At 39.4% G+C, this 21,512-nt stretch carries 19 protein-coding genes and 2 pseudogenes; 10 read left to right on the top strand and 11 right to left on the bottom strand.

The features are described 5' to 3' along the window. Window positions 1–548: pseudogene (locus QZ488_RS16070) on the bottom strand (LruC domain-containing protein); the annotation flags it as partial. 594 nt (window positions 549–1,142) lie between these two features. Here QZ488_RS16070 and QZ488_RS16065 point away from each other — a divergent pair. From QZ488_RS16065 to QZ488_RS16055, 3 genes are read left to right on the top strand one after another with little or no spacing between them, the layout of a single operon-like run. Continuing rightward, window positions 1,143–1,814, top strand: coding sequence for a CsgG/HfaB family protein (locus tag QZ488_RS16065; protein ID WP_293750644.1), 672 nt, complete (start codon window positions 1,143–1,145; stop codon window positions 1,812–1,814). Then, on the top strand, window positions 1,814–2,176 hold the full coding sequence (locus tag QZ488_RS16060; RefSeq protein WP_293750642.1) for a DUF4810 domain-containing protein: 363 nt from the start codon (window positions 1,814–1,816) through the stop codon (window positions 2,174–2,176). Before QZ488_RS16065 ends, QZ488_RS16060 begins: the two co-directional genes overlap by 1 nt. Continuing rightward, window positions 2,173–2,850 carry a DUF799 domain-containing protein gene (locus QZ488_RS16055; protein ID WP_293750640.1) on the top strand — a complete coding sequence of 226 codons (678 nt, stop codon included), beginning with the start codon at window positions 2,173–2,175 and terminating at the stop codon, window positions 2,848–2,850. Before QZ488_RS16060 ends, QZ488_RS16055 begins: the two co-directional genes overlap by 4 nt. Window positions 2,851–2,982: 132 nt before the next feature. On the opposite strand, the pseudogene QZ488_RS16050 reads toward QZ488_RS16055, so the two are convergent. From QZ488_RS16050 to QZ488_RS16040, 3 genes and pseudogenes are all read right to left on the bottom strand, one after another. After that, a pseudogene (locus QZ488_RS16050) lies at window positions 2,983–3,717 on the bottom strand (transporter substrate-binding domain-containing protein). A gap of 191 nt (window positions 3,718–3,908) precedes the next feature. Next, window positions 3,909–4,652 (bottom strand): hypothetical protein, encoded by a 744-nt coding sequence (locus QZ488_RS16045; protein WP_293750638.1) that lies wholly within the window; start codon window positions 4,650–4,652, stop codon window positions 3,909–3,911. A gap of 256 nt (window positions 4,653–4,908) precedes the next feature. After that, a complete protein-coding gene (locus tag QZ488_RS16040; protein ID WP_293750636.1) occupies window positions 4,909–5,637 on the bottom strand; it encodes an ABC transporter substrate-binding protein in 729 nt (242 codons plus the stop codon). 460 nt (window positions 5,638–6,097) lie between these two features. On the opposite strand from QZ488_RS16040, the gene QZ488_RS16035 reads away from it, so the two are divergent. Further along, window positions 6,098–7,129 (top strand): hypothetical protein, encoded by a 1,032-nt coding sequence (locus tag QZ488_RS16035; RefSeq protein ID WP_293750634.1) that lies wholly within the window; start codon window positions 6,098–6,100, stop codon window positions 7,127–7,129. 32 nt (window positions 7,130–7,161) lie between these two features. Here QZ488_RS16035 and QZ488_RS16030 read toward each other — a convergent pair whose 3' ends face one another. Continuing rightward, window positions 7,162–7,551 (bottom strand): STAS/SEC14 domain-containing protein, encoded by a 390-nt coding sequence (locus QZ488_RS16030; RefSeq protein ID WP_293750632.1) that lies wholly within the window; start codon window positions 7,549–7,551, stop codon window positions 7,162–7,164. A 505-nt stretch (window positions 7,552–8,056) separates the two neighbouring features. Between QZ488_RS16030 and QZ488_RS16025 the strand changes: the two genes are divergently transcribed. Beyond that, on the top strand, window positions 8,057–9,214 hold the full coding sequence (locus QZ488_RS16025; RefSeq protein ID WP_293750630.1) for an iron-containing alcohol dehydrogenase: 1,158 nt from the start codon (window positions 8,057–8,059) through the stop codon (window positions 9,212–9,214). A gap of 94 nt (window positions 9,215–9,308) precedes the next feature. On the opposite strand, the gene QZ488_RS16020 is transcribed toward QZ488_RS16025, so the two are convergent. Together QZ488_RS16020 and QZ488_RS16015 are read right to left on the bottom strand one after the other, a co-directional pair. Further along, on the bottom strand, window positions 9,309–9,560 hold the full coding sequence (locus QZ488_RS16020; RefSeq protein WP_293750628.1) for a hypothetical protein: 252 nt from the start codon (window positions 9,558–9,560) through the stop codon (window positions 9,309–9,311). Beyond that, window positions 9,553–10,161 carry a DNA-J related domain-containing protein gene (locus QZ488_RS16015; protein ID WP_293750626.1) on the bottom strand — a complete coding sequence of 203 codons (609 nt, stop codon included), beginning with the start codon at window positions 10,159–10,161 and terminating at the stop codon, window positions 9,553–9,555. The genes QZ488_RS16020 and QZ488_RS16015 overlap by 8 nt, the downstream gene beginning before the upstream one ends. Window positions 10,162–10,485: 324 nt before the next feature. Here QZ488_RS16015 and QZ488_RS16010 point away from each other — a divergent pair, with 324 nt between their 5' ends. Further along, window positions 10,486–11,520: an MBL fold metallo-hydrolase gene (locus QZ488_RS16010; protein ID WP_293750646.1), complete on the top strand. Its 1,035-nt coding sequence runs from the start codon at window positions 10,486–10,488 to the stop codon at window positions 11,518–11,520. Between the two features lie 133 nt (window positions 11,521–11,653). Here the strand turns inward: QZ488_RS16010 and pulA are convergent, their stop codons facing one another. The 3 genes from pulA to QZ488_RS15995 all read right to left on the bottom strand — a co-directional run bounded on the left by pulA (window position 11,654) and on the right by QZ488_RS15995 (window position 16,393). After that, window positions 11,654–15,718: a pullulanase-type alpha-1,6-glucosidase gene (pulA, locus tag QZ488_RS16005; protein ID WP_293750604.1), complete on the bottom strand. Its 4,065-nt coding sequence runs from the start codon at window positions 15,716–15,718 to the stop codon at window positions 11,654–11,656. Window position 15,719: 1 nt separating this feature from the next. Continuing rightward, window positions 15,720–15,941 carry an MYXO-CTERM sorting domain-containing protein gene (locus QZ488_RS16000; RefSeq protein WP_293750601.1) on the bottom strand — a complete coding sequence of 74 codons (222 nt, stop codon included), beginning with the start codon at window positions 15,939–15,941 and terminating at the stop codon, window positions 15,720–15,722. A 65-nt stretch (window positions 15,942–16,006) separates the two neighbouring features. Beyond that, a complete protein-coding gene (locus tag QZ488_RS15995) occupies window positions 16,007–16,393 on the bottom strand; it encodes a hypothetical protein (protein WP_293750599.1) in 387 nt (128 codons plus the stop codon). Window positions 16,394–16,763: 370 nt separating this feature from the next. On the opposite strand from QZ488_RS15995, the gene QZ488_RS15990 reads away from it, so the two are divergent. Beyond that, the gene (locus QZ488_RS15990; RefSeq protein WP_293750597.1) at window positions 16,764–16,922 is read left to right on the top strand and encodes a hypothetical protein; all 159 of its coding nucleotides are present in this window, start codon (window positions 16,764–16,766) and stop codon (window positions 16,920–16,922) included. 307 nt (window positions 16,923–17,229) lie between these two features. After that, window positions 17,230–18,456: a threonine/serine exporter family protein gene (locus tag QZ488_RS15985; RefSeq protein WP_293750595.1), complete on the top strand. Its 1,227-nt coding sequence runs from the start codon at window positions 17,230–17,232 to the stop codon at window positions 18,454–18,456. A 176-nt stretch (window positions 18,457–18,632) separates the two neighbouring features. On the opposite strand, the gene QZ488_RS15980 is transcribed toward QZ488_RS15985, so the two are convergent. Further along, the gene (locus tag QZ488_RS15980) at window positions 18,633–19,754 is read right to left on the bottom strand and encodes an HD domain-containing phosphohydrolase (protein ID WP_293750593.1); all 1,122 of its coding nucleotides are present in this window, start codon (window positions 19,752–19,754) and stop codon (window positions 18,633–18,635) included. A gap of 317 nt (window positions 19,755–20,071) precedes the next feature. Between QZ488_RS15980 and QZ488_RS15975 the strand changes: the two genes are divergently transcribed. Continuing rightward, window positions 20,072–20,503, top strand: a complete 432-nt coding sequence (locus tag QZ488_RS15975; RefSeq protein ID WP_293750591.1) for a DUF3859 domain-containing protein — start codon at window positions 20,072–20,074, stop codon at window positions 20,501–20,503. 161 nt (window positions 20,504–20,664) lie between these two features. Next, a complete protein-coding gene (locus tag QZ488_RS15970; protein WP_293750589.1) occupies window positions 20,665–21,429 on the top strand; it encodes a transporter substrate-binding domain-containing protein in 765 nt (254 codons plus the stop codon). Window positions 21,430–21,512: the final 83 nt, after the last annotated feature.

The following is a 21,512-nucleotide window of genomic DNA, read 5'->3' as shown; positions in this document are numbered from 1 at the left end:
CTGTAAAGGTTGCCTAGATTATCAACACTGTATGCCAAACCATTAAATGGATGAAAGGCCATATCATAGATGCGTAAATTTAAACTGGCGCCATCAATAACGCGTTCTGCAGCTAAATAACTGGGGTCCAAGGAGTCTAATGAGATAACATACAAACCGTATGCAGAGCCCGGCCGATATACGTAATACCAGTTATTATCAAGGGATATGTCACCTACATAAAATGATGTGTCAGGCAATCCTGAAGTGCTCAATGGCGAAACTTGATAGGTATTGTAAATACGCACAGGTTCACTGTATTCACTGCTCCAAGCATACAAATATTGGTCATGAAAATTAAAGGCCAACGCGTTGAGTTTATTGGTTGTTCCCATCGTGTTTGATAGCAGTTGGTATTGCCCAGTAGCTAACTGGACGCCATACAACGTGGCTAATTTATCTTGGATCAAAAAAGCGTCTGTAGGACAAGCCGTAAAAGGGTCTGCTAAGCTAGTTTGACTGACTGCTAAGGCCAGCGTAAAGGCTGAAACTTTAGACAATGTGTTCATATGTTCACCTGTTTTTGAGCTAGCATTGCTTGAACCTTTCGCATATTGTCTTCCTCAGTTACTCAATAAAATTTTAGAGCTTGTTTACAGGATTTTTGCAAGCGACATGCCAAAAAACAGTTTTGTTTAAGTTGTTAATATTTAAAAGGAATGGGGTTTTTGATGTTTTCTTTTTGATTTCTATTTTGCAAGTATTATCATTTTGCAAATCGAATTAGGAAAACTACCTCGCACAACATAAAACCCTGAATTGGGTGAATGTTATTTTTGTCCAATATCTTGTCCAACAGGGTGAAAATCCGTATTTATGCCTTTTTTGCTGAACCCGTCAATCAAATCTAGATAGAACTGTCCTGCTTGCATTGTTATGCAAAAGAAAGGTTTACGCGCGCACTTAAATATTTACAAAATTTCTGTGTGAATTCGGTGGCACTTGAATGGAATCTGCGCTATCAAATGCAACTTGAAAAAACAGGTTGTTCGCCCATTACTCGGCTTAAACGGTTGCAAATTTATTACCTTCCCTTAATCAATACTGGCATCTCTTCTTACTTTAGTTATTAATAAAAAATAAACTTCATTCAAGGATTAAAAATGAAATCAAACTTATCTAGTCTCGCCTTATTCAGTGCCATAGCCATACTTTTTGCTTCAGGTTGTACATCAACTACTTCAAAGGTTGTCGAAACGCCTAAAGTGAATACTTATAACACTGCTTATAGCGGTGAAAAAAATAAAATTGTAGTGGGAAATTTTGTTAATAGATCAAGTTTTCAAAATGGTATCTTTTCGTCGGGTACTGATAGGTTAGGCGGTCAAGCCAAAACAACCTTGTTAAGCCATTTACAGCAAACTAATCGTTTTTCGGTGTTAGACCGAGATAATATGCAAATGTTAACTAGCGAAGCGAACCTATCGGGTTCAAAGCAAAGCATTTCAGGTGCAAAGTTTGTTGTGACTGGAGATGTCACAGAATTTGGCCGTAAAGATGTGGGAGATAAACAGTTATTTGGTTTGCTTGGGAAAGGTAAGTCACAAATAGCTTACGCTAAAGTCACTTTGAATATCGTTGATGTGAATACTTCCGAGCTTGTTTACTCAGTACAAGGCGCAGGAGAGTTTAGTTTGTCGCAACGCGAAGTTGTGGGTTTTGGCAGTACAGCAGGGTATGACGCCACGCTAAATGGAAAAGTACTCGATTTGGCCATACGTGAAGCAGTGAATAATTTAGTCAGTGGTATCGAAACTGGAAGTTGGAAAATATAATGAGTATTACAACAAAAGTAATATTGATAATGTTTTGCTCGATGGTATTTATCTCAGGGTGTAAAACGACTGAGCCAATGTATTACTACGGAGACTATTCAAAAGCTGTCTATAGTTATTTTAAAGCCGACGAAACGTCGGTTAGTCAGCAAATTATCATATTAGAAGAGATTATTGTGCAAGCTAGTGGCAAAGGCAAACCTGTTGCTCCGGGTGTGCATGCTCATCTGGGTATGCTTTATTTTGAAAGTGGCAATCAAGAACAAGGAATAAACCATTCTGAGCAAGAAAAAGTGTTATTTCCGGAGTCAGTTGCTTATATCGACTTTTTAATTAAAAACACTTCAGGGATGAACATATGAGATCTTTGTATTTCGCAGTAATTGTATTGATTGTCGCTTTGCTTAGTGGCTGTGTTTCTGCCCCACCTGCTCATGATTACTCTGGATTTCGAGCATCAAATCCACATTCTATTTTGGTACTGCCTCCTATTAATAAATCAACAGAGGTGATTGCTCCTTATAGTGTCATGTCGCAAATGGTTGCTCCTATTGCTGAATCTGGATTCTATGTGTTTCCTGTAGCTTTGGTAGATCAAACGTTTAAAAATAATGGTTTGACCGTTGCTAGTGATATTCATGCTGTGCCCGTGCAAAAATTGCACGAAATATTTTCCGCTGATGCGGCTTTGTATTTAACCATTGAAGAATATGGAACAAGCTATATTTTGATTTCGAGCGATACTGTAGTGAGTGTTTCTGCAACTTTAGTGGACCTTAAAACTGGTACTGTTTTATGGAAAGACGTAGCCAGAGCATCAAGTGCTGAAACTCGCGGAAATAGTGGTGGAGGATTAATTGGAATGCTGGTTGAGGCAGCTGTGAATCAAATCCTAGAAACTGTTACCGATAAAGGTTTTGATATAGCGACTATCGCTAATACAAGACTGTTGTCCGCAGAAATGCATAATGGTTTACCTCATGGCCCCCGTTCAGCTAAGTTTGAGCAACCAGCGACTAGCGAAAAACAAAAATAGCGGTGTTAAAACTAAAAACATAATAAATGTACTTTTAGTCATGTCTTCGTATATTTAAAGCGAGCCTTAAGGTTCGCTTTTAAATATAAACAGATGTCTTTATGCCAATTTAGACCTCTACTTACCACCAAATCAAGTACGTTGAAGCTTTTCATAAACACCATTTTTCTTAAGGGTTACGATTGCCTGGCGAATTTTATTGATACTTTCAATATTGGTGTGTTTGTTTGCGACAATTCCCATTTCGGTTTGCCTGGTGATAAAAACTTGTTTAAATTGGTCTGGACTAAATCCAAGCATTTTAGCAGCCACAAAAAAACCAGTGTCATTGTTATAATTTAGGTCGACTCGGCTTAAATTAAGCATTTTGATACACTGTTCTTGATGCTCGACTATATAAGTGTCATCAGTATGATCGGGGAATATATTCAAGGTTGTTATAGATACATCACCTCGTGGCAAGGCTATCGAGTATTTATGCACATCTTCTAGGGTGTTAATAGTGATATCTTTTCTATCATTAAGGGCAAACACTCCTTCATTGACTAAATGAATGGTATCGACCCATGTATACAGCTTTTCTCTTTCAGGTGTTTTTGCCATGGTAAACAATACACTGTTGGCTTGTTCAGCAACTATTTTAAGCGCTCATACCCAAGGTACTGCTATATATTCCACCTCAATTTGAGTGAGTTTGGTTATTTCTCTAAACAATTCTACAGAAAACCCAGTGTGGCCTTTTTTTTCGTCTAATACTTGAAAAGGCGGGTATTCAGCTATGTATACATTTAACGATGCGGCATAGGCAGATGGGGCAAAAAAACAGATAAAATAAAAAATGGTACGCAACAAAACTTTGTCTTTCACCTTCAAAAAGCCAAATAGTTGATTAACTTATGTTTCCAACTTTAAAGGTTGTAAACAACTAGCAAATAATTCTACCTGAGTTGTAAATATATACATATACAAATGGCGAGCTAAATTGTTCACTATATTTAGCTAGTGTGGTTTCTTAAGTCATCGAAGAGTGAATTTGTGCTCGTTAAAAAAATGGATTGTTAAAATTCGTCCGTTTTTCTAAGAGTGTTTTTTTGTTGCCAAGCAGGTAGAAAAAACTGCGCCTGATGTTTTGTAGCGTAGTCCCTAAAAACCTGAAGAAGCTTATTACGATGGGGGGAACGTTTTGCTACTGAATAGTAAGCGTCAATGTCTAGCAGGGGAGTGATAGAACCGGTGGTTGGCATAGCTAAATGATTTGAATCCATATAGGCCTTAAACGGTGACTCATAGGAAATCAAGGCCTCGCTTCGGCCCTTTAAAAAAAACTGAATGGCTGAAACTGTGTTTGGTAAATCAATAAACTCCATGCCCTCTTGGCTAAATTTTTTTCGATAACCTTGGTACTCAAAACCTCTAACCGCAGAAATTGTTGTGAACTGCTTTAACTCATTGTGGATATAGAGATTGACTCTTACTTTTCGAAAAGGGATCTCGCTATACACCACATGTTTGCTTAGTATCTCATCGCTCTTAACACTGATGGTAAAATCAATCTGCTTGTTTTGGAGTAAGCGAATAATTCTTTGGGGTGGTGCACAAACTACGTGAACCTTGACCCCAAATTCTAATAATAGGTCTCTGGTGGCGGTGATTGCACTTCCAACACACTCTTTGGTTTTTTCATCAATAGTCACATCTGGTGGAAACAATACTACGCCCATCGTAAGCTCTGCCTCAGCTTGAATGTTGGGAATAGTCAAAAAAAAGAATATAACTGGCGCTAAAAATTTCAACTTGGTCACAATGCCTCGCTTCATTAAGTCATTATTATTGCCATAAGGACTATTTATGTTTAATCATAATATATATGTGAAAGCAGAGTATAGTATGGTCACAATACTTCCCTTCGATATTTTACAATTAATCAATTAGAGCAGAGCTATTAGTTGATATTTTAAAATTGGGGGCGATGGGTCGGCCATAGACTGGGTGTCTTTATAAGTTCTCGAGGAATGTAATTGTGCGCTTAGAAAAAGCGGTTTTTTAAAATCCCTCCGTTTATTTCACAGAGTTATTTTTTTGCCATGTCGATACAAAGTACTGCACCTTGTGTTTTACAGCATAACCTCTAAAAGCCTGAATTAGTTCTTTACGATGGGGGGAACGTTTGGCTACGGAATAGTAAGCGTCAATTTCAAGCAATGGGGTGATGGAATAGGTATCTAGTCTCGCGATATTATTTGTATCCATGTAATTCTGAACCGGTGACTCATAAGAAATCATGGCTTCACTGCGGCCCTTTAAAAAAACCTGAATGGCTGAATCGATGTTCGGAAGATCAATAAACTCTAAACCCTGTTCGCTAAATTTTTTACGATAGCCTTGATATTCAAAACCTCTAACAGCAGATATTGTTTGACTGTTATTTGACTCATTATGAGTATAAAGACTGAGTCTGATTTTTCTTACAGGGATGTCACTATATATTACGTGTTTGTTTATTGCCTCAACGCTCTTGATACTGATGGTAAAATCAATTCCACCGTTTTGGATCAGACGAATAATTCTTTGAGGTGGCGCACATACTACGTGAAACTTGATCCCGTACTCTAATAATAGTTCTCGAGTAAGGGTGATATTACTTCCCACACATTCTTTGGTTTTTTCATCGAGGATCACATCTGGCGGAAACACTACCACGCCCATAGTAAGCTCTGTCTCAGCTTGAATGCTGGCAATAGACAAAAAAACAAATATAACTACCGCTAGAAATTTCAACTTGGTCACAATACCTCGTTCCATTAAGTTGGCTATTATTGCCACAAGGACCATTTATGTTCAATCATAATATATAACTGAGAGTTGAATTGTGCACTCTCACAATGCGGCTCATTCTGTCTATTAAAACTCGATTTAGTCCCACTCTGTATCTCACAATACTGGCTAATTTCAGCTAATAACCAGTTAGCATAAATAAGAGAAAAGACTTTGCCATTTCAACAAACTGCGTCTTAGTACAAATGAGTTTGGGCGTTCTGAGTGAGCAACTCTTTACGGCCACTGGTATCAGTTCTAAACTAAGTGTAATAAACGAAACGTTTATAGCGCTTTTTGATATTCAAAATCATGTACTGTAGTGACAAGTATGGTGAGTCTCAACAAAAGCTACTGGTTTATGTATGCTCAACACTTTGTTAGTGAACATGGGCTATAGGCTAAATTCAAATTAATACATTTTGAGCAGGTAATGAAGGTGATACGGGTTAAAGACGATTCAAGAAATATTGCCGAGGCAGATTTTCCTTATTCTATGGATAAGGCTGAACAATTGCGCTTTCTGGTGAATTATGCGATTCAGGCACCGTCAAATCATAATAGTCAGCCTTGGAAATTCAGTATTCACGATGACAGCATGGATGTAATGATCGACAAGTCTAGAATGTTAAGCTTTATTGACCCCCATCTTAGACAACTGAAGATTAGTTGTGGTGCTGCCATTGGCAACTTGGAGGTGGCGGCAAAACATTTTGGGTTTGAACCAATAGTAAAGATATGTAGCCATAAGGCTGACACAGATGTCGTTGCCACTATCACTTTAGGTAACAAAGTGCCTGATGATCCACATAATAGCCGTTTGTTTAACGCAATTATCCAGCGTCAAACCAATCGTCGATTTTTTGTTGATAAACCCGTTGCTACACCATTGCTGGAAGTGTGTAAAAACTTAGCTGCTGAATGTGCCGTGGAGTTTACTTACTTAACCTCACAAGAAGATAAGAAAAGGGTGGCTAACTTAAGCGAAGTAGCGATTCGTCACCAGCATAATCAACCTTGGTTTCGACGAGAGTTTTCCTCTCGTTTAAGACGTCATACATCTGGAAAAACAGGGATGTCGAGCTTTGGGTTTGCCTCTTTAAATTTACCCACACCTGTCGCTAGATTTGTCATGGACTTGTTTAATAATGGTAAGAGTTCAGCTAAATTTAATCGTCGAAAAATTCTTCAGGGTAGCCCAGCCATTGCCATTTTTACCACGGAAGTGGATGAACAAGAAGCATGGTTAAATACTGGCAGAGCGCTGTCTTTAGTGCTTTTAGAGTTATGTTCTGAAGGGCTTAGCGCTTCCTTTTTGCACCAAGCTATTGAAGTTGAACACTTGAGACCTCAACTGGCGAAAACTATCAGTAGCCGAGGGATTTCACAGGTGATGATACGTATCGGCGAGGCACCTAGGGTGAAGCCCTCTAAGCGACGAAATGTGGACGAAGTTTTTGTTTGATGAATTGGGCTTGTCGCTACTTTTGTAATGTTTTAATAGATGTTTGTTAACCATGCTAAAGCGTTTTCTCTTGTGTGGAAGACTTTAACATTCATTAAGGTATATTCCATCATTTGGCTATAGGCATTAAAAACAGTGTTAATTGATTTATCTTCTGGTGCAACGACTATCGCCACATAGCTTGGTTTGTTAATTAGGTTGCTATCCCCCATGTCTTTTGCTGTTTGCTCAAAATGACTTATGCTGCCAGATATTTTAGTGACCTGTGAAAAGTCATACAGTGCTGGAATACCTATAAAGAAATCTTGATGTTCAAACAATAATTTATAGTGATCGACAATGTTTTCGAACAATAGCTCACCCTTCGCTTGAGCGAATAATATTTTGTTGCCAAATTCAAAAGTAATAGGATTTAAACTCATATATTATCGCAACTCTGCTCTGTTTTAGTTACTGGCTTTATACGCAAAAATCACTCGAGCATCCACGATAACAGTAATTAGTAATCTGGGTCTATCCTTGTTCGAATAAGCATACTTATTTATCTACAAGTGCACGTTATTGTAAATGCATAGTTGCTATTAATTAAAAATGACATGTTTTTTAATCGGCATTCAACATGATAATTAGCCCGACATTCAGATTAATTATTCCTTTAACTTAGGCTACTAATTCAAACCTTTGATACTTATCAATACATAAGAATGCTTGGTAGTTGCTACAATTATTGGGTCTAATACTCATCAATTAAACGTGGTGACGAGTACCCAAAAATTTAAAGATGGGTCTGTCTTGTAGTACTAAACGGTTGATTTTTACTGGTCAAAATCTAGCAAATTCAGCTTTGGTGGCTGAAAAATCACTAACACATCTTTCAGCTTAGTTAACTCGCTTAGCTTTTCTGTTTGCGATAAGGATAGGAACAAAATGTTAAATTTTAATTTTCAAAACCCAACACATATTTATTTTGGCGAAGGACAAATTAAAGCGATTTCAAGAGAAATTCCTTTAAACGCAAAAGTATTATTGGTTTATGGTGGTGGCTCAATTAAATCAAATGGCGTATATCAACAGGCAAAAGATGCTCTTGCTAAACATACTTGGTTTGAATTTTCGGGTATAGAACCCAACCCTACCTATGACACTTTGATGAAAGCACAAGAGATAATCAAGACTGAAAATATTGACTATTTACTTGCTGTTGGTGGTGGCTCTGTTGTTGATGGCGCTAAATTTATTGCTGCAGCCGCATTGTTTGAAGGTGATGATCCTTGGGATATTCTAGCTAAAAATCAAAAAGTTACCAAAGCATTGCCAATTGGTGCGGTATTAACCTTGCCTGCGACAGGCTCTGAAAGTAACGGTAATTCAGTCGTCACAAGAAACGGTAATAAATTACCTTTCGCTAGCCCGTTAGTGCGTCCGTTATTTTCGGTGTTGGACCCAAGTGTGACTTTGTCATTGTCAGATCGCCAAATTGGTAATGGTGTGGTGGATGCCTTTGTGCATACGATTGAGCAATACCTCACATATAGCGTAAACGGCAAGGTGCAAGATCGCTTTAGCGAAGGCTTGTTGCAGACCTTGATTGAAGAAGGGCCTAAGGCTTTGTCACCTGCCACTAAAGAAGACTTAGAAGTCAGAGCGAATATCATGTGGTCGGCAACCATGGCTCTAAATGGCCTAATTGGTGCAGGTGTTCCACAAGATTGGGCAACACATATGATAGGTCATGAATTAACCGGTGCTTTTGGTATTGACCATGCGCGTACTTTATCTATTGTTTTGCCTGCGGTTATGAAAGTGAAACGTGAACAAAAGCGTGAAAAATTATTGCAATATGCGACTCGCGTTTGGCATATAAACGAAGGTGATGATGATGCGCGCATAGATCAAGCTATTCGTTTAACGGAAGAATTCTTTAAAAAGATGCAACTACCAATACGTTTGTCTGATGTGGATCTTGGCAGTAATGATATTGACTTATTGATTAATAGATTAGATCAACACAGATTGACTGCATTGGGAGAACACAGTGATATCACGATTGAAACTAGCCGAGAAATATTGACTCTAGCTATATAAGAAATGGCTGAGTGTCGACTTATGTTGGGCCTCTGGCGATTCTAGCTAGCAGGCCTGACTCTCCTAAGTCGACTGATGATATTATTTATGCGTCTCATTTAGTGAATACTTTTGTGCCGATCATTTTAAAAGCTGGTACGCCTCTTACTAAGGTATCTCTAGCGAATATAGTTTTACACTTTGGACAGGAGCAAGGCACTAAAGTGAAGTCTTTGGTGATACGTTGTTTGAAACACTTAATCAGAGACCCTTTGCCACCTTTGCGATATTTAAATAATTGAGTTTTACATCCATTGCAGTATATATCTACTGAACTCTCAGGGACCTTTTTATTCGGTTTAGCCATTTGCTTTCAGTTGCTGATAAGCGTTGTGAAGTTGAATCGTATGGTCATTATCACCGCCTTTATCTGGGTGGTACTGATGTAACATTCTCCGGTACTGCAGCTTCAATTGCTGTGTGGTATATGGGTTTGTTAAGTTGAGTAAATCTAGCGCCTTTTGCAAAGGCATATTGTTCTCTTTTACCTGATTAGGTACGCCAGAAAAAGCCAACCAAAAGCTGTCTAATAATGCTTCTACCTGCAATAGGTCGGTGTCACTTAGATTGGTCCAGTCAAGATAGTAAGCGCGAAGTTTGTCTTGAGTTAACAGCCCATTCTGTCCCGCTTGCCAAGGAGTGTGACGAATGCAGCTACAGTGTATTTGCAGTAGCCCTATTTTTTTTCTAAGCCATGTGTCTTGTAACTGATACAAGGCGTTAAACAGGATGAAGTGACTTTGGAATAACGATAGGGGATCACTCAATGCTCCGGAGGTAAACAACGCATAGGGCGGAGATTTTAACTGATTAAATAATTCATATTCCGATAAACCCTTGTTATGGCTTAGCAAAATTTCTTGCAGTATTGGTTGCAGTGGCGCCCAGCCACTAGGTGTATGTGACATGTTAAAATACTATGTAGTTGGCTTGTAACATCGATTTAGAGTTAGATGATTTGTTTTTCATTATGCACTCACTTAGCCACAGCCTTTGATAGTTCAGGTAATAATCAAATAACATATATGTACGCTTCAGTGATGTCGAGTAATTAACTGAACAGTAATTCATTTTTTGTTTCGCTCTGCCTACTAATTCAAACCTTTGATACTTCTCAATACATAATGGTGCTTGGTAGTCGCTGGCATAATTGGGTCTAATAACAGCTAATTCGATTTTAGGTTAGATAGGTGGTATCGGAAGATGTCATTGCTTCAAACGGAGAAAAGACTATGCAAGTCACTTTTATAGATACCCAAATACCAAAGCCTGGCACGCTGCAAGAAGTCGCTGCTGGCATATTTTGGTTGCGTATGCCGTTACCCTTTGATCTCGATCACATCAACTTATACTTACTTGAAGATAATCAAAATGGGCAAGATGGATTTGCCTTAATTGATACCGGTATTGGTACCCCAAAAACACAAGAGCTGTGGGATGTGTTGCTCGAGACTTTAGGTAAGCCTATTACTAAAGTGATAGTGACCCATTTACACCCAGATCATATTGGTATGGCAGGATATTTAGTCGAGAAATTTCGTGTTCCGTTTTATATGAGTCAAGTGGAGTACTTTACTGCACGGGCTTTATCAGCCGGTGCTCGCGGCGCTTCTGATTGGCAGGATGATGAGTATTTAGTGCGCTGTGGTATGTCTGAAGAATACGTGAGTAATGCCAAAGAAAATCGAAAAAGTAACAAAGGAGTGGGGCAGGTTATTCGGCCTATTCCGTTGCAGTTCTATCGTTTGCAGGCAGGTGATAACTTGCGCATAGGCCAACACGAATGGCAGGTGTATATTGGCCGTGGTCATTCACCTGAGCATGTTTGCCTATTTAATCCAGTCACTAATATTTTGATTTCTGGGGACCATGTGTTACCGGGTATATCACCCAATATTGGGGTGTACAGTACCGAGCCAGATGCCAATTCATTGAAGTTATACTTAGACACTCTGCCACAATTTACCCAGCTGCCAGAAGACACCTTAGTGTTACCCTCACACCGACAACCCTTTCATGGTTTACATACCAGAGTGAACGATTTGATTAGTCATCATCATGTGCATTTAGATAACCTCAGAGAGTTTTGTAAGCAAGGCAAAACCATTGAGCAATGTTTACCTGTTTTGTTTAAGCGTAAGTTGTCTGCTCAAAATCTGTTTTTTGCGATTGCTGAAGCATTCTCTCACCTTAACTATTTATATTTTGCAGGCGAGGTTAGTCGTGAAATCAATGCCGAAGGACAATTTATTTTTACCAAAAAATAAATGAAGTTGATGAATTTTAATCTTTATAGGTTTCTGCACATTGGTATAACGGGAGATTCGATCTATACAAACCCTTAAAAAGGGCGCAAGCGCCCTTTTTTGTTATTGATGGGTTCCCCCATAATTTGCCTGCTTAGTCTAGCTGTGCCGTTACTTTCAAGGTAGGGCTGGCTAGATTATTCGCATCTAGTTCGAACATCAGGTCTCCAGTATTTTCAACACTGATATGAAGGTTATCGTTTGAACCGGGATACAGTGTGACTGTGCTACCCGATTCAACTGCAGTGTTAGCTCCCAGATTTAAGCCGCCACTTCCGCCCCAATCTTGATCAGAAATTTTGAAGTTGTAGCTGCCAGCGCCAATGTTAAAGACCCCTCGATACATTCCGTTACCTTCGTAAACTAGAGGCGAATTGGTACCCCAGCCGTTCATGTCACCTCGTAATAAAGGAACATGATTACCATAAGGCGCTGGAATGGCATTGGGGTCTTCAGGAATAATCATTAAGCTAGGGTTGTTGCTATTAGAAGCATCTAATACAAACTTGTAGTTACCATCAGCAATCAAGCTCAAGCTTAAATTATTGGCACCATTGGTTAGGGTTGCAGAGGAGCCAATTGGCATAGTGAATTCTCCACCCAAGTTGACGCTAGAAAAATCTTGATTGGCAATTTTAAACTGGTAATCACCTTGCAAGAAAGCTGCATCTAATTCGTAGCTGTCGTTACCTTGGTAAGCAAAAGGTAATGACGTGCTCCACGAATTAAAATCGCCACGCAAATAGATAGTTTGCTCACCATAAGGAGGAAGAGCAGATAATCCATAACCCTGTACGCCATTTTGTGGTTTAACAAATACTGCTGTGGTTAATGCAGGGACGCTAAAAGTACCATTGCTAAAAGTGGCGGTTTGCACTCTTGGGTCGGCTGATTGCTGCTGACTCTGATGTAGTACAAAATCATTAGCGTTATTAACGTTGATAGATTGAGTTGCAGCTGTGCCATTGATAAGCACCACTATTGAGTCATTGTTGCTATCAATATCAGCCAAGCCAATGCCATCGTCAAGACTCATCACAATCAGGCCCTGAACTTGCTGACTACCGGTGTTGTAGAATTTGATGCGTTGAGCGATATCCTCAGCACTATTTAATCTGAATAATTTGCTTGAGCTGCGGATCTGCAAAAATTCTTTGAACAAAGCCGCTGAAAGTTGAACATCAACGCCAGTAAAGTCAGTAGTAGTGTTGGCGCTAATAGGGCTGATATTGTCCCAATTGTTTTGGTTATCTTGAGCCAAAGGCAAACCAATATTCCAGTTACTGCTAGTTTGGGTGAAATCAACACGGTTAAACCAGTCGCCAGCGTCATAAGTATTCCTATCCATAGATTTAGAGCGAATTAAATCTGAACCCATATGTAAAAAGGGAATACCTTGGCTTAATAGCGGAATCGATAGCGCCAAATTCTGAATACGGACTCGGTCTTGAATGCCTAAACCAGCAGGCAAGGCATACTGTAATTTGTCCCACAAGGTTTCATTGTCATGTTTAGATATGTAGTTAACTGTATCGGCAGGATCATCGCTATAGCCTGCTGGCTGACCATTCCATTGGTAATCGTAAGTTGATATGTAGGAATCGCTGGCTGCAACAAACTGATAGCTACCCACATTGCCAACAAGGCCAACGCGGATCACGTCTTGTTCGCTAATACTGCCACCAGTAAACAGCGCTCCGTCACGCACAGCATCACGCTGACGATCAGAATAGGTACCAATTTCACTACCGGCCATGTTCAATTGTGAAGCTTGTTCAAAACGACGGTTATTCGCTACTTCTCCAAAATTCCATCCTTCGCCATAAAAGTAAGTATCCTCGTCCACGGCACGCACTGCTTCACGAGCATCTACAATCGCCTGTTTCGGAATGTGCCCCATGAGATCAAATCGAAATCCGTCAAAGCCAAAGTGTTGGGCAAAACTAACCAACGAGTCATTCATTAGTTTGGCCATCATTTTGTGTTCAGTGGCTGTATTTTCACAACAGGTAGAGTTTTCAATTTGACCACTCGTTTCGTTTAGACGTTGATAATACCCAGGTACTACTTTATCCAACACCGAGTTGTCGTAAAGGCCAGAAGAAGCCGTGTGGTTATAGACCACATCCAAGATCACTCTAAGCCCAATGTTATGTAACGATTGGTTCATGGCACGCATTTCTAAAATACGACTAACGCCATCTGCATCTGTTGCGTAACTGCCTTCAGGGGCTGCAAAATGTTGCGGATCGTAACCCCAGTTAAATCCGTCAAAAGCACGCATAGACTCAACCAATGCTTGTGCATCTGTGCTGGAGGGATCGTAACTTTCTAGCACTTGCAACAATGTCGCTTGATTGGTTTCTACTCCACAAACAGGGGCCGTGTTGTTTAATTGGCACAACTTAGCAACAGTATCGGTCACATCCACTCGCAGATTGTTATCTTCTTGGATTGAAGCAATATCGTTGGCTGGTAATACATGAAAGTGAGTTAAACCTGCATCCTGTAAACCTTGCAAATGTTGCATAGGTGACGAGTTCAGTTCAGTAAAAGCCATATATTTTCCACGATGGGCGGCACTAGTACTCTGATCGAGAATACTGAAGTCTCGAATATGACCTTCGTAGATCACTGCATCTTCAGGGTCGATGACAGTGGGTACAGTATGACCGTCCCAGTCAGTCGGTTTTAGATCTGCATCTTGCAGGTCGACAAACTGACTATAACGGCCATTGGTAGCCAAGCTAACAGAGTAGGGATCGGTCGTGGTTAACTGTTCGATTTGTTCGGTAAGTGGGTGGTACACAGTGACATCATAACGATAAAACTTCCGATCTAATTCTGCTTTTTGTCCGCTGTAAGTCCAAATTCCGGTTGTGTCATCGAAGCTCATTGCATGCTCAGCAAGGGCTTGTTTATTGCTGTCGAACACAGAAATATTAACCGCTTGGGCAGTTGGTGCCCATACTGTGGTAGTGATAGTTTCATTGCTGTAGGTTACCCCTAATTGCGCTTCATCGGCATCGTTTGCAGCTGCGGTATATAAGCTGTCTAAGAGCCTTGGAAGTTGCACTCGGGTCGCTTCAACTAGTTCGCCTTGAGCGTCTAGTGCTACCGCAAGTAATTGTTGTGTAGCCCATTGTTTTGCCTGTTCGGTACTGAGGTTCAGGGTGAACCCACTAAAACCGTTAAGTTGTGGATCTTTGGTGTACACTGCTTGGTCGACATTAGCCATGGTTAAAGGCGCAAAACTGGCAGCAGCTAACGTTTCAGCATTGACGTTGGATAAACCAGCATCGGCTGAGGAGTATAAACGATATTCAACTGCGTCGCCTGAAGTTAGCCAAACTAAAGTATTAGCATTTATCCAATGTGCTTTGGCACCATCAACAGTAAAAGGACGAGAGGTAAGGGGGTCATACCAAAGTTCTGGGTAACCATCAAAAGTAAAAGCCTGTTGGCCATTGGCAGGTTCAAATTGGCTGTTATCACTGCCAAGGGCTTTGTTATCACCACTGTGCAAAATGAAGTTGTAACAAGACGAACCTGGGGTGACAGTTAAAATATAATAGGCACCATAATCCGGATGTTCTCCATCAGCTGGGTAAGGATTACCCCAGTTGGCAAAGTGGTCACTGTCACTAGTTGGCGCTGCATAGTCTCCACAGCCTTCACCGTTCCATAAATGTAAGCCCCAACCTTGATAGTTAGCGTCTTCTCGTTGATAAAAGATAGCGATTTGATTATCTGCTAATTGCAAGCCCGTATCTGGTTCACCTTCAGGAACAATATCAGCCTGTAAGCGCATTTGCATTGAGAGTCTTGCGCGAGTCAAACCCAATTTCACGGTGAATTTATGTGATGCACCTGCAGCAAGCTCATTGATACTTAGAGTGATAAAAGGTAGGTCGCTTTCAGACTCATTACCGTTCATTATTAGGTGACTACTGGCATCAAACATGACACGCATGGGAGCGCTGATTTCACTACCAGTGTTAGTGAGAGTCACTACCGAGCTGTACTGCCGATTGATGCGATCAAAAACGGGACGTTCAGAGTAGCTAAACTCAGTATTGTTAGTATCTTGCCAAGTTGCATTGGCAAACGGTGCCAAAAGCAGCAATAACAATAAATTTAATTGCGTAAATAATTTCATATTAACGAGTTCCGTTGGATTGAGAGCGTCGCGAAAAAAGAGCCACAGTGCCAAACAATAACAGGGCTGCCATTGGAGGAGCGGGCACGTCTGTGGGTTTAGCCAACAGTGTCACATTGTCGATTAACAGCGTTGAAGAATATGAATCAAGGGTATACCCAGCTTCTAAATTAAAATCCAAAAACCAACCTGATTGATTATGAAAGCTGCTATCAAGCATCATAGAGAAAGTGCCTGAGCCATATGCACTTGTGGGATCAATTAAAAACCCAGAAGAGCCATCGGCACCTACGATATTGCCGAGATCATCAATAAAATTAACGAAAAATAAGTCGCGTCGTCACTTCCATCGTCAAAGCCAGCAAAATCCCAAGCAAAACTCAGCCATAATTGCGAATCAGCCGAGGTACTTAAATCAAGTTCAGTGGACAGAGTATTGGCATAAAACGCGCTAGAACCTGTATTAACGTCAATATTAATCTCGGCCTGACAATCGCCTGCATTATTTATGATATTAAAATCGCCGTCGCGAACGGAATTACTAACACCATCAGTATAGGTATCCCAGCCATTAAAGTTACAGCTTTGAAATCCTCCATTTGTCAGCAGATTAGCGTGGGCGTCAGATGCGATCAGTAAGCAAATTAATGTCAATAGTTTAGGTACAGTTTTCACGATTTAGGCCTTTGTTGTTATTGGGAAAATACACTTGCGCAACAGGCTGTTGACAAGTTGTTTACAGAAAACTCTAATTGAAAAAAAAATATTCAACCATTGAATTTATCTCAAAAAGACATGAATACGTATGCAGTGTAAACATGTAAATAGTTTGAAAATTTATCAACTAAGTCACATCTTTCTTTCTGCATTTTGGTAATCGTTGTGCAATTTTGTCATTTACGTTGCTTGTATTTGTGAGGGACTTTCTTGGAAGAAATCTTGGCTGCAGATGCAGATGCAGATTCTAGAGTATTGTTCCAAGTGCAGATTAATGAACAAAGCTAGGACGTTTTGTTCTGTGAAAATTTAGAGGTTATGGGTGTTAATGATAGACGAACGAAGTCAAATTAGCAGTTTGTATGACTCAGAAGGTTATTTTGTACTTAAAGATTATTTTGCTCAGTCTGAAATTTTATCACTTAGAAAAGTTATCTTGAAATTTCATGAAGTTTGGAAACAAAACCTTGCAGAGTGCTATCAGTAAGAAGCCTTCAATTCGTCTTTAATCACAGGAAATCACTACTTAACGTCTGACAACCGAGTAAAGCTATTTAACTTTCTTAGTTCACAAAAATAATGAATAAATAACGGATGTTGTTGAATAGGTGTTAGCCATGACGCCCGCGCTTACTAGTATCTATTAGTTTTTCTAATCTTTTGTGCTTAAAAAATGTACGTTGTATGTTGCTTGTTCTACCAATAGAATCCGCGCCTGTTTATCACCATAGAATATGCATGTAGCTTAATAGAGCTGCTAGTATTACGTTAATCATTGAAGTTGTTGTAGAGAAATGGACAAGTTAGAGTTTATTCAAATCCGTCGTTTTATCCTTAAGCTGGGTAAAATGTTACATAAATATGGATCACCCTCGTTTCGTCTTGAAGCGTATTTAACTGAAATTGCTACGCATTTTGGTCTAAACGCGTCTTTTAACTCTACACCTACTACTCTATCTATCGTGCTGTGGAGTGATCGTCATGAAGACGAATATAACCACTCTGCGCGTATGCAACCGGGCGAGCTAGATATGAATTCTTTGTCCCGCACAGATGAGCTGGCATTCGAATTGCTGTCTGGAGACATAACTCTTGCTGAAGCTGATGAACGTTTAGACGAAATTGATGTTATGCCTAGTCCATATGGCAAAAGCCTAACGGGTGTGGCTTTTGGTTTGTCTACCAGCGCATTTGCGATGTTGATGGGGGCAGGTTGGTCTGAAATTATATACTCAGGTCTGCTGGGGTTGATGGTGTATTTTTGGACCCTTTGGGCACGTCGTTCAAAGCGGGTAAATTTGATGTTAGAACCTGTCGCGTCTTTTTCGGTAGGTTTTGTAGCTTGTGCGATCAATCATTATTCGGCATCAGGCTACAACATATGGCTGATCATACTCTCTTCTTTGATTATTTTAGTACCTGGTTTGTCATTGACCATGGGCTTAGCTGAATTATCCTCCCGCAATTTGGTCTCAGGAACCGCACGGGTAATGGATGCCACCATGCAGCTATTCAAATTGTATTTTGGGGCGTTTTTAGGGATTAGTTTAGGTTACCAATTATTTGGCCAACAAGAGCTGGTAATGGCAGACACGTTGCCCTTTTGGGTGAATTGGTTGGGCGTTCTCATGTTAAGTGTGGGGCTGGTCGCTATATTTCGTACTCGTATGAAACATGTGCCTTGGGCTATCGTTTCTACTTTTATCGCTTACGGCGCATCTACCTGGAGTTCGGCTTATCTTGAAAACGGCCTTGGAGCTTTTGTTGGGGCATTTGCATTGGGTGTGTTTGCTAATATGTTTTCACGTATCGCTAATGCTCCCTCTACCATAGTGGCTATGCATGGCCTAATTGTGCTGGTTCCGGGATCAAAAACATACATTGGGCTAAATTCTTTTATTTCTGGGCAAGATATTATCAAAACCGATCATATCGGTCAGGAAACCTTCTTAATATTAATGTCGCTGGTGGCTGGATTAATATTTGCCAATGTGGTGATGCCCACTAGAAAAGTCCTATAACAATAGGGTGATTGGTTATTGTCAAATTAGAAGGCTTTTAATTTAAGAGTTGGCAGCACAGAGAGCAGTCGGCGAAGCACCAGAATTTCTAATGTTCTGGGCTTCCTATCCATATACTATTATCTAACTTACGTGTACTTTTTTGATTATCAATTGAGGCTTAATAATTTACATACCTAATCGATTTCAATAAATAATTTCTGAATTTTCTCTACTTCATGCATATTTTGAATGAGTGCATTAACGCAATTTTCGTCCAATTTTTTACCTGCCATTTTAAGTAAGGTATCGATGGCTTCTTGATTACTCCAGGCCTTTTTATAAGGACGGACGCTGGTTAACGCATCAAATACATCTGCCACGGCTACAATTCGTGCCTCAATCGGTATTTGCTCGCCTTTTATACCTAGTGGGTAGCCTTCACCATTGATGGCCTCATGATGAAATTCAGCAATATTGCGCAACATTGACATGTACTTAACATTTTCTAGTCCGAAGTTTTTAAGTAGTTCATCCACTATTTCCCGGCCTTTACTAGCGTGTGTGTTCATAACGATCCGTTCGTCATCGCTGAGCATACCTGGTTTAAGTAAAATGTTATCTGGAATGCCAATTTTACCAATGTCATGGAGGGGAGAAAACATAAATATATGTTCTATGTATTCGTCATCTAATTGGTATTTATCGGCCAGTGTTTTGGCAATCATACGACTATAACGAGACATGCGGTCGAGGTGGCTACCGGTTTCAGGGTCGCGCACATGAGTAATGCTTCCTGCCGTTTTAACTGCTGCCGCTAAGGTTTGAATAGAGGCTAACTCATTGATGACCATTAACGAGATCATATGTGCGTATACATCTATCTGACGTAAAACTTGTTCGGTAAACACTTCTTTTTGTTTTGAATTAAAGAACACAAAACCAATAAATACGCCATTGTTGAAAATGGGTAAGGTATAAATGGCAGCATAACCTTGGCGGCCAATTCTTTTGGTGTGTACATTATGGCTTTCTTCAAATGTAAGCAGATTATTGATGACTCTGGGCAGTCCTTTTTCGAAGATGTTTTTTAGAGACGGGGCATCATCCATCAATGTCTGATAGTGCTCCAGAGGATTATCTTCGCCACTGCTGTGCAAGTAGGTTTTGAGCATAGTTGTTTCAGGGTCATAAATCGCAATAGCAATCCTCGCTATAAATGGGAAGTATTCACTAACCGATTTATGTGTAGTGATTAATTTTTCGCGCAATGGTGTGTATTTATTAAGTTCACTGAGATTGTCGTAGTGCTCAGACATGTTTTATCCTGAAAGCGTATATTTATAAGTAAGTCTCTAAGTTCAGTGTAAACTTTTTGCGCTGTATACCAAAATAATTAACAGCAAAGTAATAAAAAGCACTGCAATGTTAAATGAGATCAAACAAACATACTGCTTAGAAAACTTTTAGTTTGCCGGCTTTTTGAGCTCTAGGTGATTTTGTCGAAAGACAATTCAGCCCCTTTTCTCCAAAATACTTTATTTCTTACATGTTCCAATAAAATACGATTGATTGCTGATTATTTGTAATAATAAAAATATCAAAGGCAGTAAAGATTGAAGTATCAGGAGTTGTGTTGTCAAAATTGCGAACATTTTTTGAAGTGACTAGTTACGGTATTTATGAAAACTGGGATGAAAAGAGTAAAAACCTTCCGAAAATTAAAACCTTTACGACTAATATTCCAACTGAATTGGAAATTGAATTTGGTTTTATTCTCAGCGCTAAAAAATCCAAAGACAAACGACTAGATTGGACCATTTTTCATCCTGAGGTGCCCGATGAAAATGGGCAGGTCATGCCTCCTTTCGAGGGAGTGGTATATGTTAGGAATAATGATTGGGAATTTTATCTAGGCGACTCAGTTTGGGCGCCAATCCACAATAAAGTGGGTGATTGGCGCATGGTTATTGAGTGTGATGGAAAAGTCATAGCAGAGAAAACCTTTAGTTTATTGGTTGAGCACGGTGATGGTGAGCTTCAGTTTTGGAAAAAAAGAGGCTATTAAGTTTTTATATTAATATTTCTTATTGTTAATTGCGGTTTTATCGCCGTTTTTACGCCTGATAGCTAGACCAATGTAGGAAATGAGAATTCTATTCGATTAATTTAGAAAGTATCTTTACTCACCATATATACATCGTTTCTAGTGATAGTTATTATGGCTAGATGATTATTTCAGAAACTATAAATAAAAGGCTTAAAACTCATTTTCTATTTGAGATTTTGTGTGCTTTTATTCGATGTAAAAGTTTACCTTTTCTCTTGTTTTTTTGCTTTTCAGCCCCTTCATTTGCTAACTTCAAAATTGCATATGTTGATGTTCCGCCTTATGCATTCCAAGCGCCTAATAAAAAGGCAAAAGGCTTATTAATAGACTCATTTCGTGGAATAGCTCAAACCTTAGAGCTAGAGGCTGAATTTGTTTATTTACCTCATAGACGGCTACTTGATTTTATTAAGAAAGGGAATGTTGATTTGTGGGCTGGTTTAGATAAATCACAAATAAGCGACGATTTAGCTTTGGTCAGTAAAAAACCATTATTTGTTATGGAGCTGCAAGTATATTGGAAGGCAGATACGACAAGTGTTGATAAATTAGAAGACTTAGTTGATAAAAATCTCATTTTGATTTCAAGTTACTCCTATGGTGGAAATTACAATAAATTAAGTCAAGCAAGCCGGTCTGTCCGCTACACCATTAATCATGAAGATGGTTTCGAGCAGTTGCTATCAGGCAATAAAGAGTATCTTTTGGTTTATAAACAGATATCTGAGCAAATCATTGATAAATTTCAAATTACAGGAATCCAAAAGACAACTTTAGCTAAGTATGATCTTTACGTTAAATTGTCTCGAACATACCCCAATGCTATTGAGGTTATGCAAGAAATTGATGAATATTTATTAACTTTAAAAAAATCCAAAGATTAATTAGTTAGGCTATGTTTGTATTAACTGTTGTTGAACACTAAACATACTGTTTTTATTGAACTTTTCATCATTGTCCAAATATC

It is taken from the genome of uncultured Paraglaciecola sp. (assembly GCF_913020055.1).
Classification (GTDB): Bacteria; Pseudomonadota; Gammaproteobacteria; order Enterobacterales; family Alteromonadaceae; genus Paraglaciecola.
The sequence above is the reverse complement of the archived record's forward strand: the minus strand, read 5'-3'. Positions and strand labels throughout refer to the sequence as shown.

Coding starts and splice junctions, on each gene's coding strand:
- QZ488_RS16065 (WP_293750644.1), top strand. CDS start 1,143: ATGAAATCAAACTTATCTAGTCTCGCCTTATTCAGTGCCATAGCCATA.
- QZ488_RS16060 (WP_293750642.1), top strand. CDS start 1,814: ATGAGTATTACAACAAAAGTAATATTGATAATGTTTTGCTCGATGGTA.
- QZ488_RS16055 (WP_293750640.1), top strand. CDS start 2,173: ATGAGATCTTTGTATTTCGCAGTAATTGTATTGATTGTCGCTTTGCTT.
- QZ488_RS16035 (WP_293750634.1), top strand. CDS start 6,098: ATGAAGGTGATACGGGTTAAAGACGATTCAAGAAATATTGCCGAGGCA.
- QZ488_RS16030 (WP_293750632.1), bottom strand. CDS start 7,551: ATGAGTTTAAATCCTATTACTTTTGAATTTGGCAACAAAATATTATTC.
- QZ488_RS16025 (WP_293750630.1), top strand. CDS start 8,057: ATGTTAAATTTTAATTTTCAAAACCCAACACATATTTATTTTGGCGAA.
- QZ488_RS16020 (WP_293750628.1), bottom strand. CDS start 9,560: ATGGCTAAACCGAATAAAAAGGTCCCTGAGAGTTCAGTAGATATATAC.
- QZ488_RS16015 (WP_293750626.1), bottom strand. CDS start 10,161: ATGTCACATACACCTAGTGGCTGGGCGCCACTGCAACCAATACTGCAA.
- QZ488_RS16010 (WP_293750646.1), top strand. CDS start 10,486: ATGCAAGTCACTTTTATAGATACCCAAATACCAAAGCCTGGCACGCTG.
- pulA (WP_293750604.1), bottom strand. CDS start 15,718: ATGAAATTATTTACGCAATTAAATTTATTGTTATTGCTGCTTTTGGCA.
- QZ488_RS16000 (WP_293750601.1), bottom strand. CDS start 15,941: ATGATGCTTGATAGCAGCTTTCATAATCAATCAGGTTGGTTTTTGGAT.
- QZ488_RS15990 (WP_293750597.1), top strand. CDS start 16,764: ATGATAGACGAACGAAGTCAAATTAGCAGTTTGTATGACTCAGAAGGT.
- QZ488_RS15985 (WP_293750595.1), top strand. CDS start 17,230: ATGGACAAGTTAGAGTTTATTCAAATCCGTCGTTTTATCCTTAAGCTG.
- QZ488_RS15980 (WP_293750593.1), bottom strand. CDS start 19,754: ATGTCTGAGCACTACGACAATCTCAGTGAACTTAATAAATACACACCA.
- QZ488_RS15970 (WP_293750589.1), top strand. CDS start 20,665: ATGATTATTTCAGAAACTATAAATAAAAGGCTTAAAACTCATTTTCTA.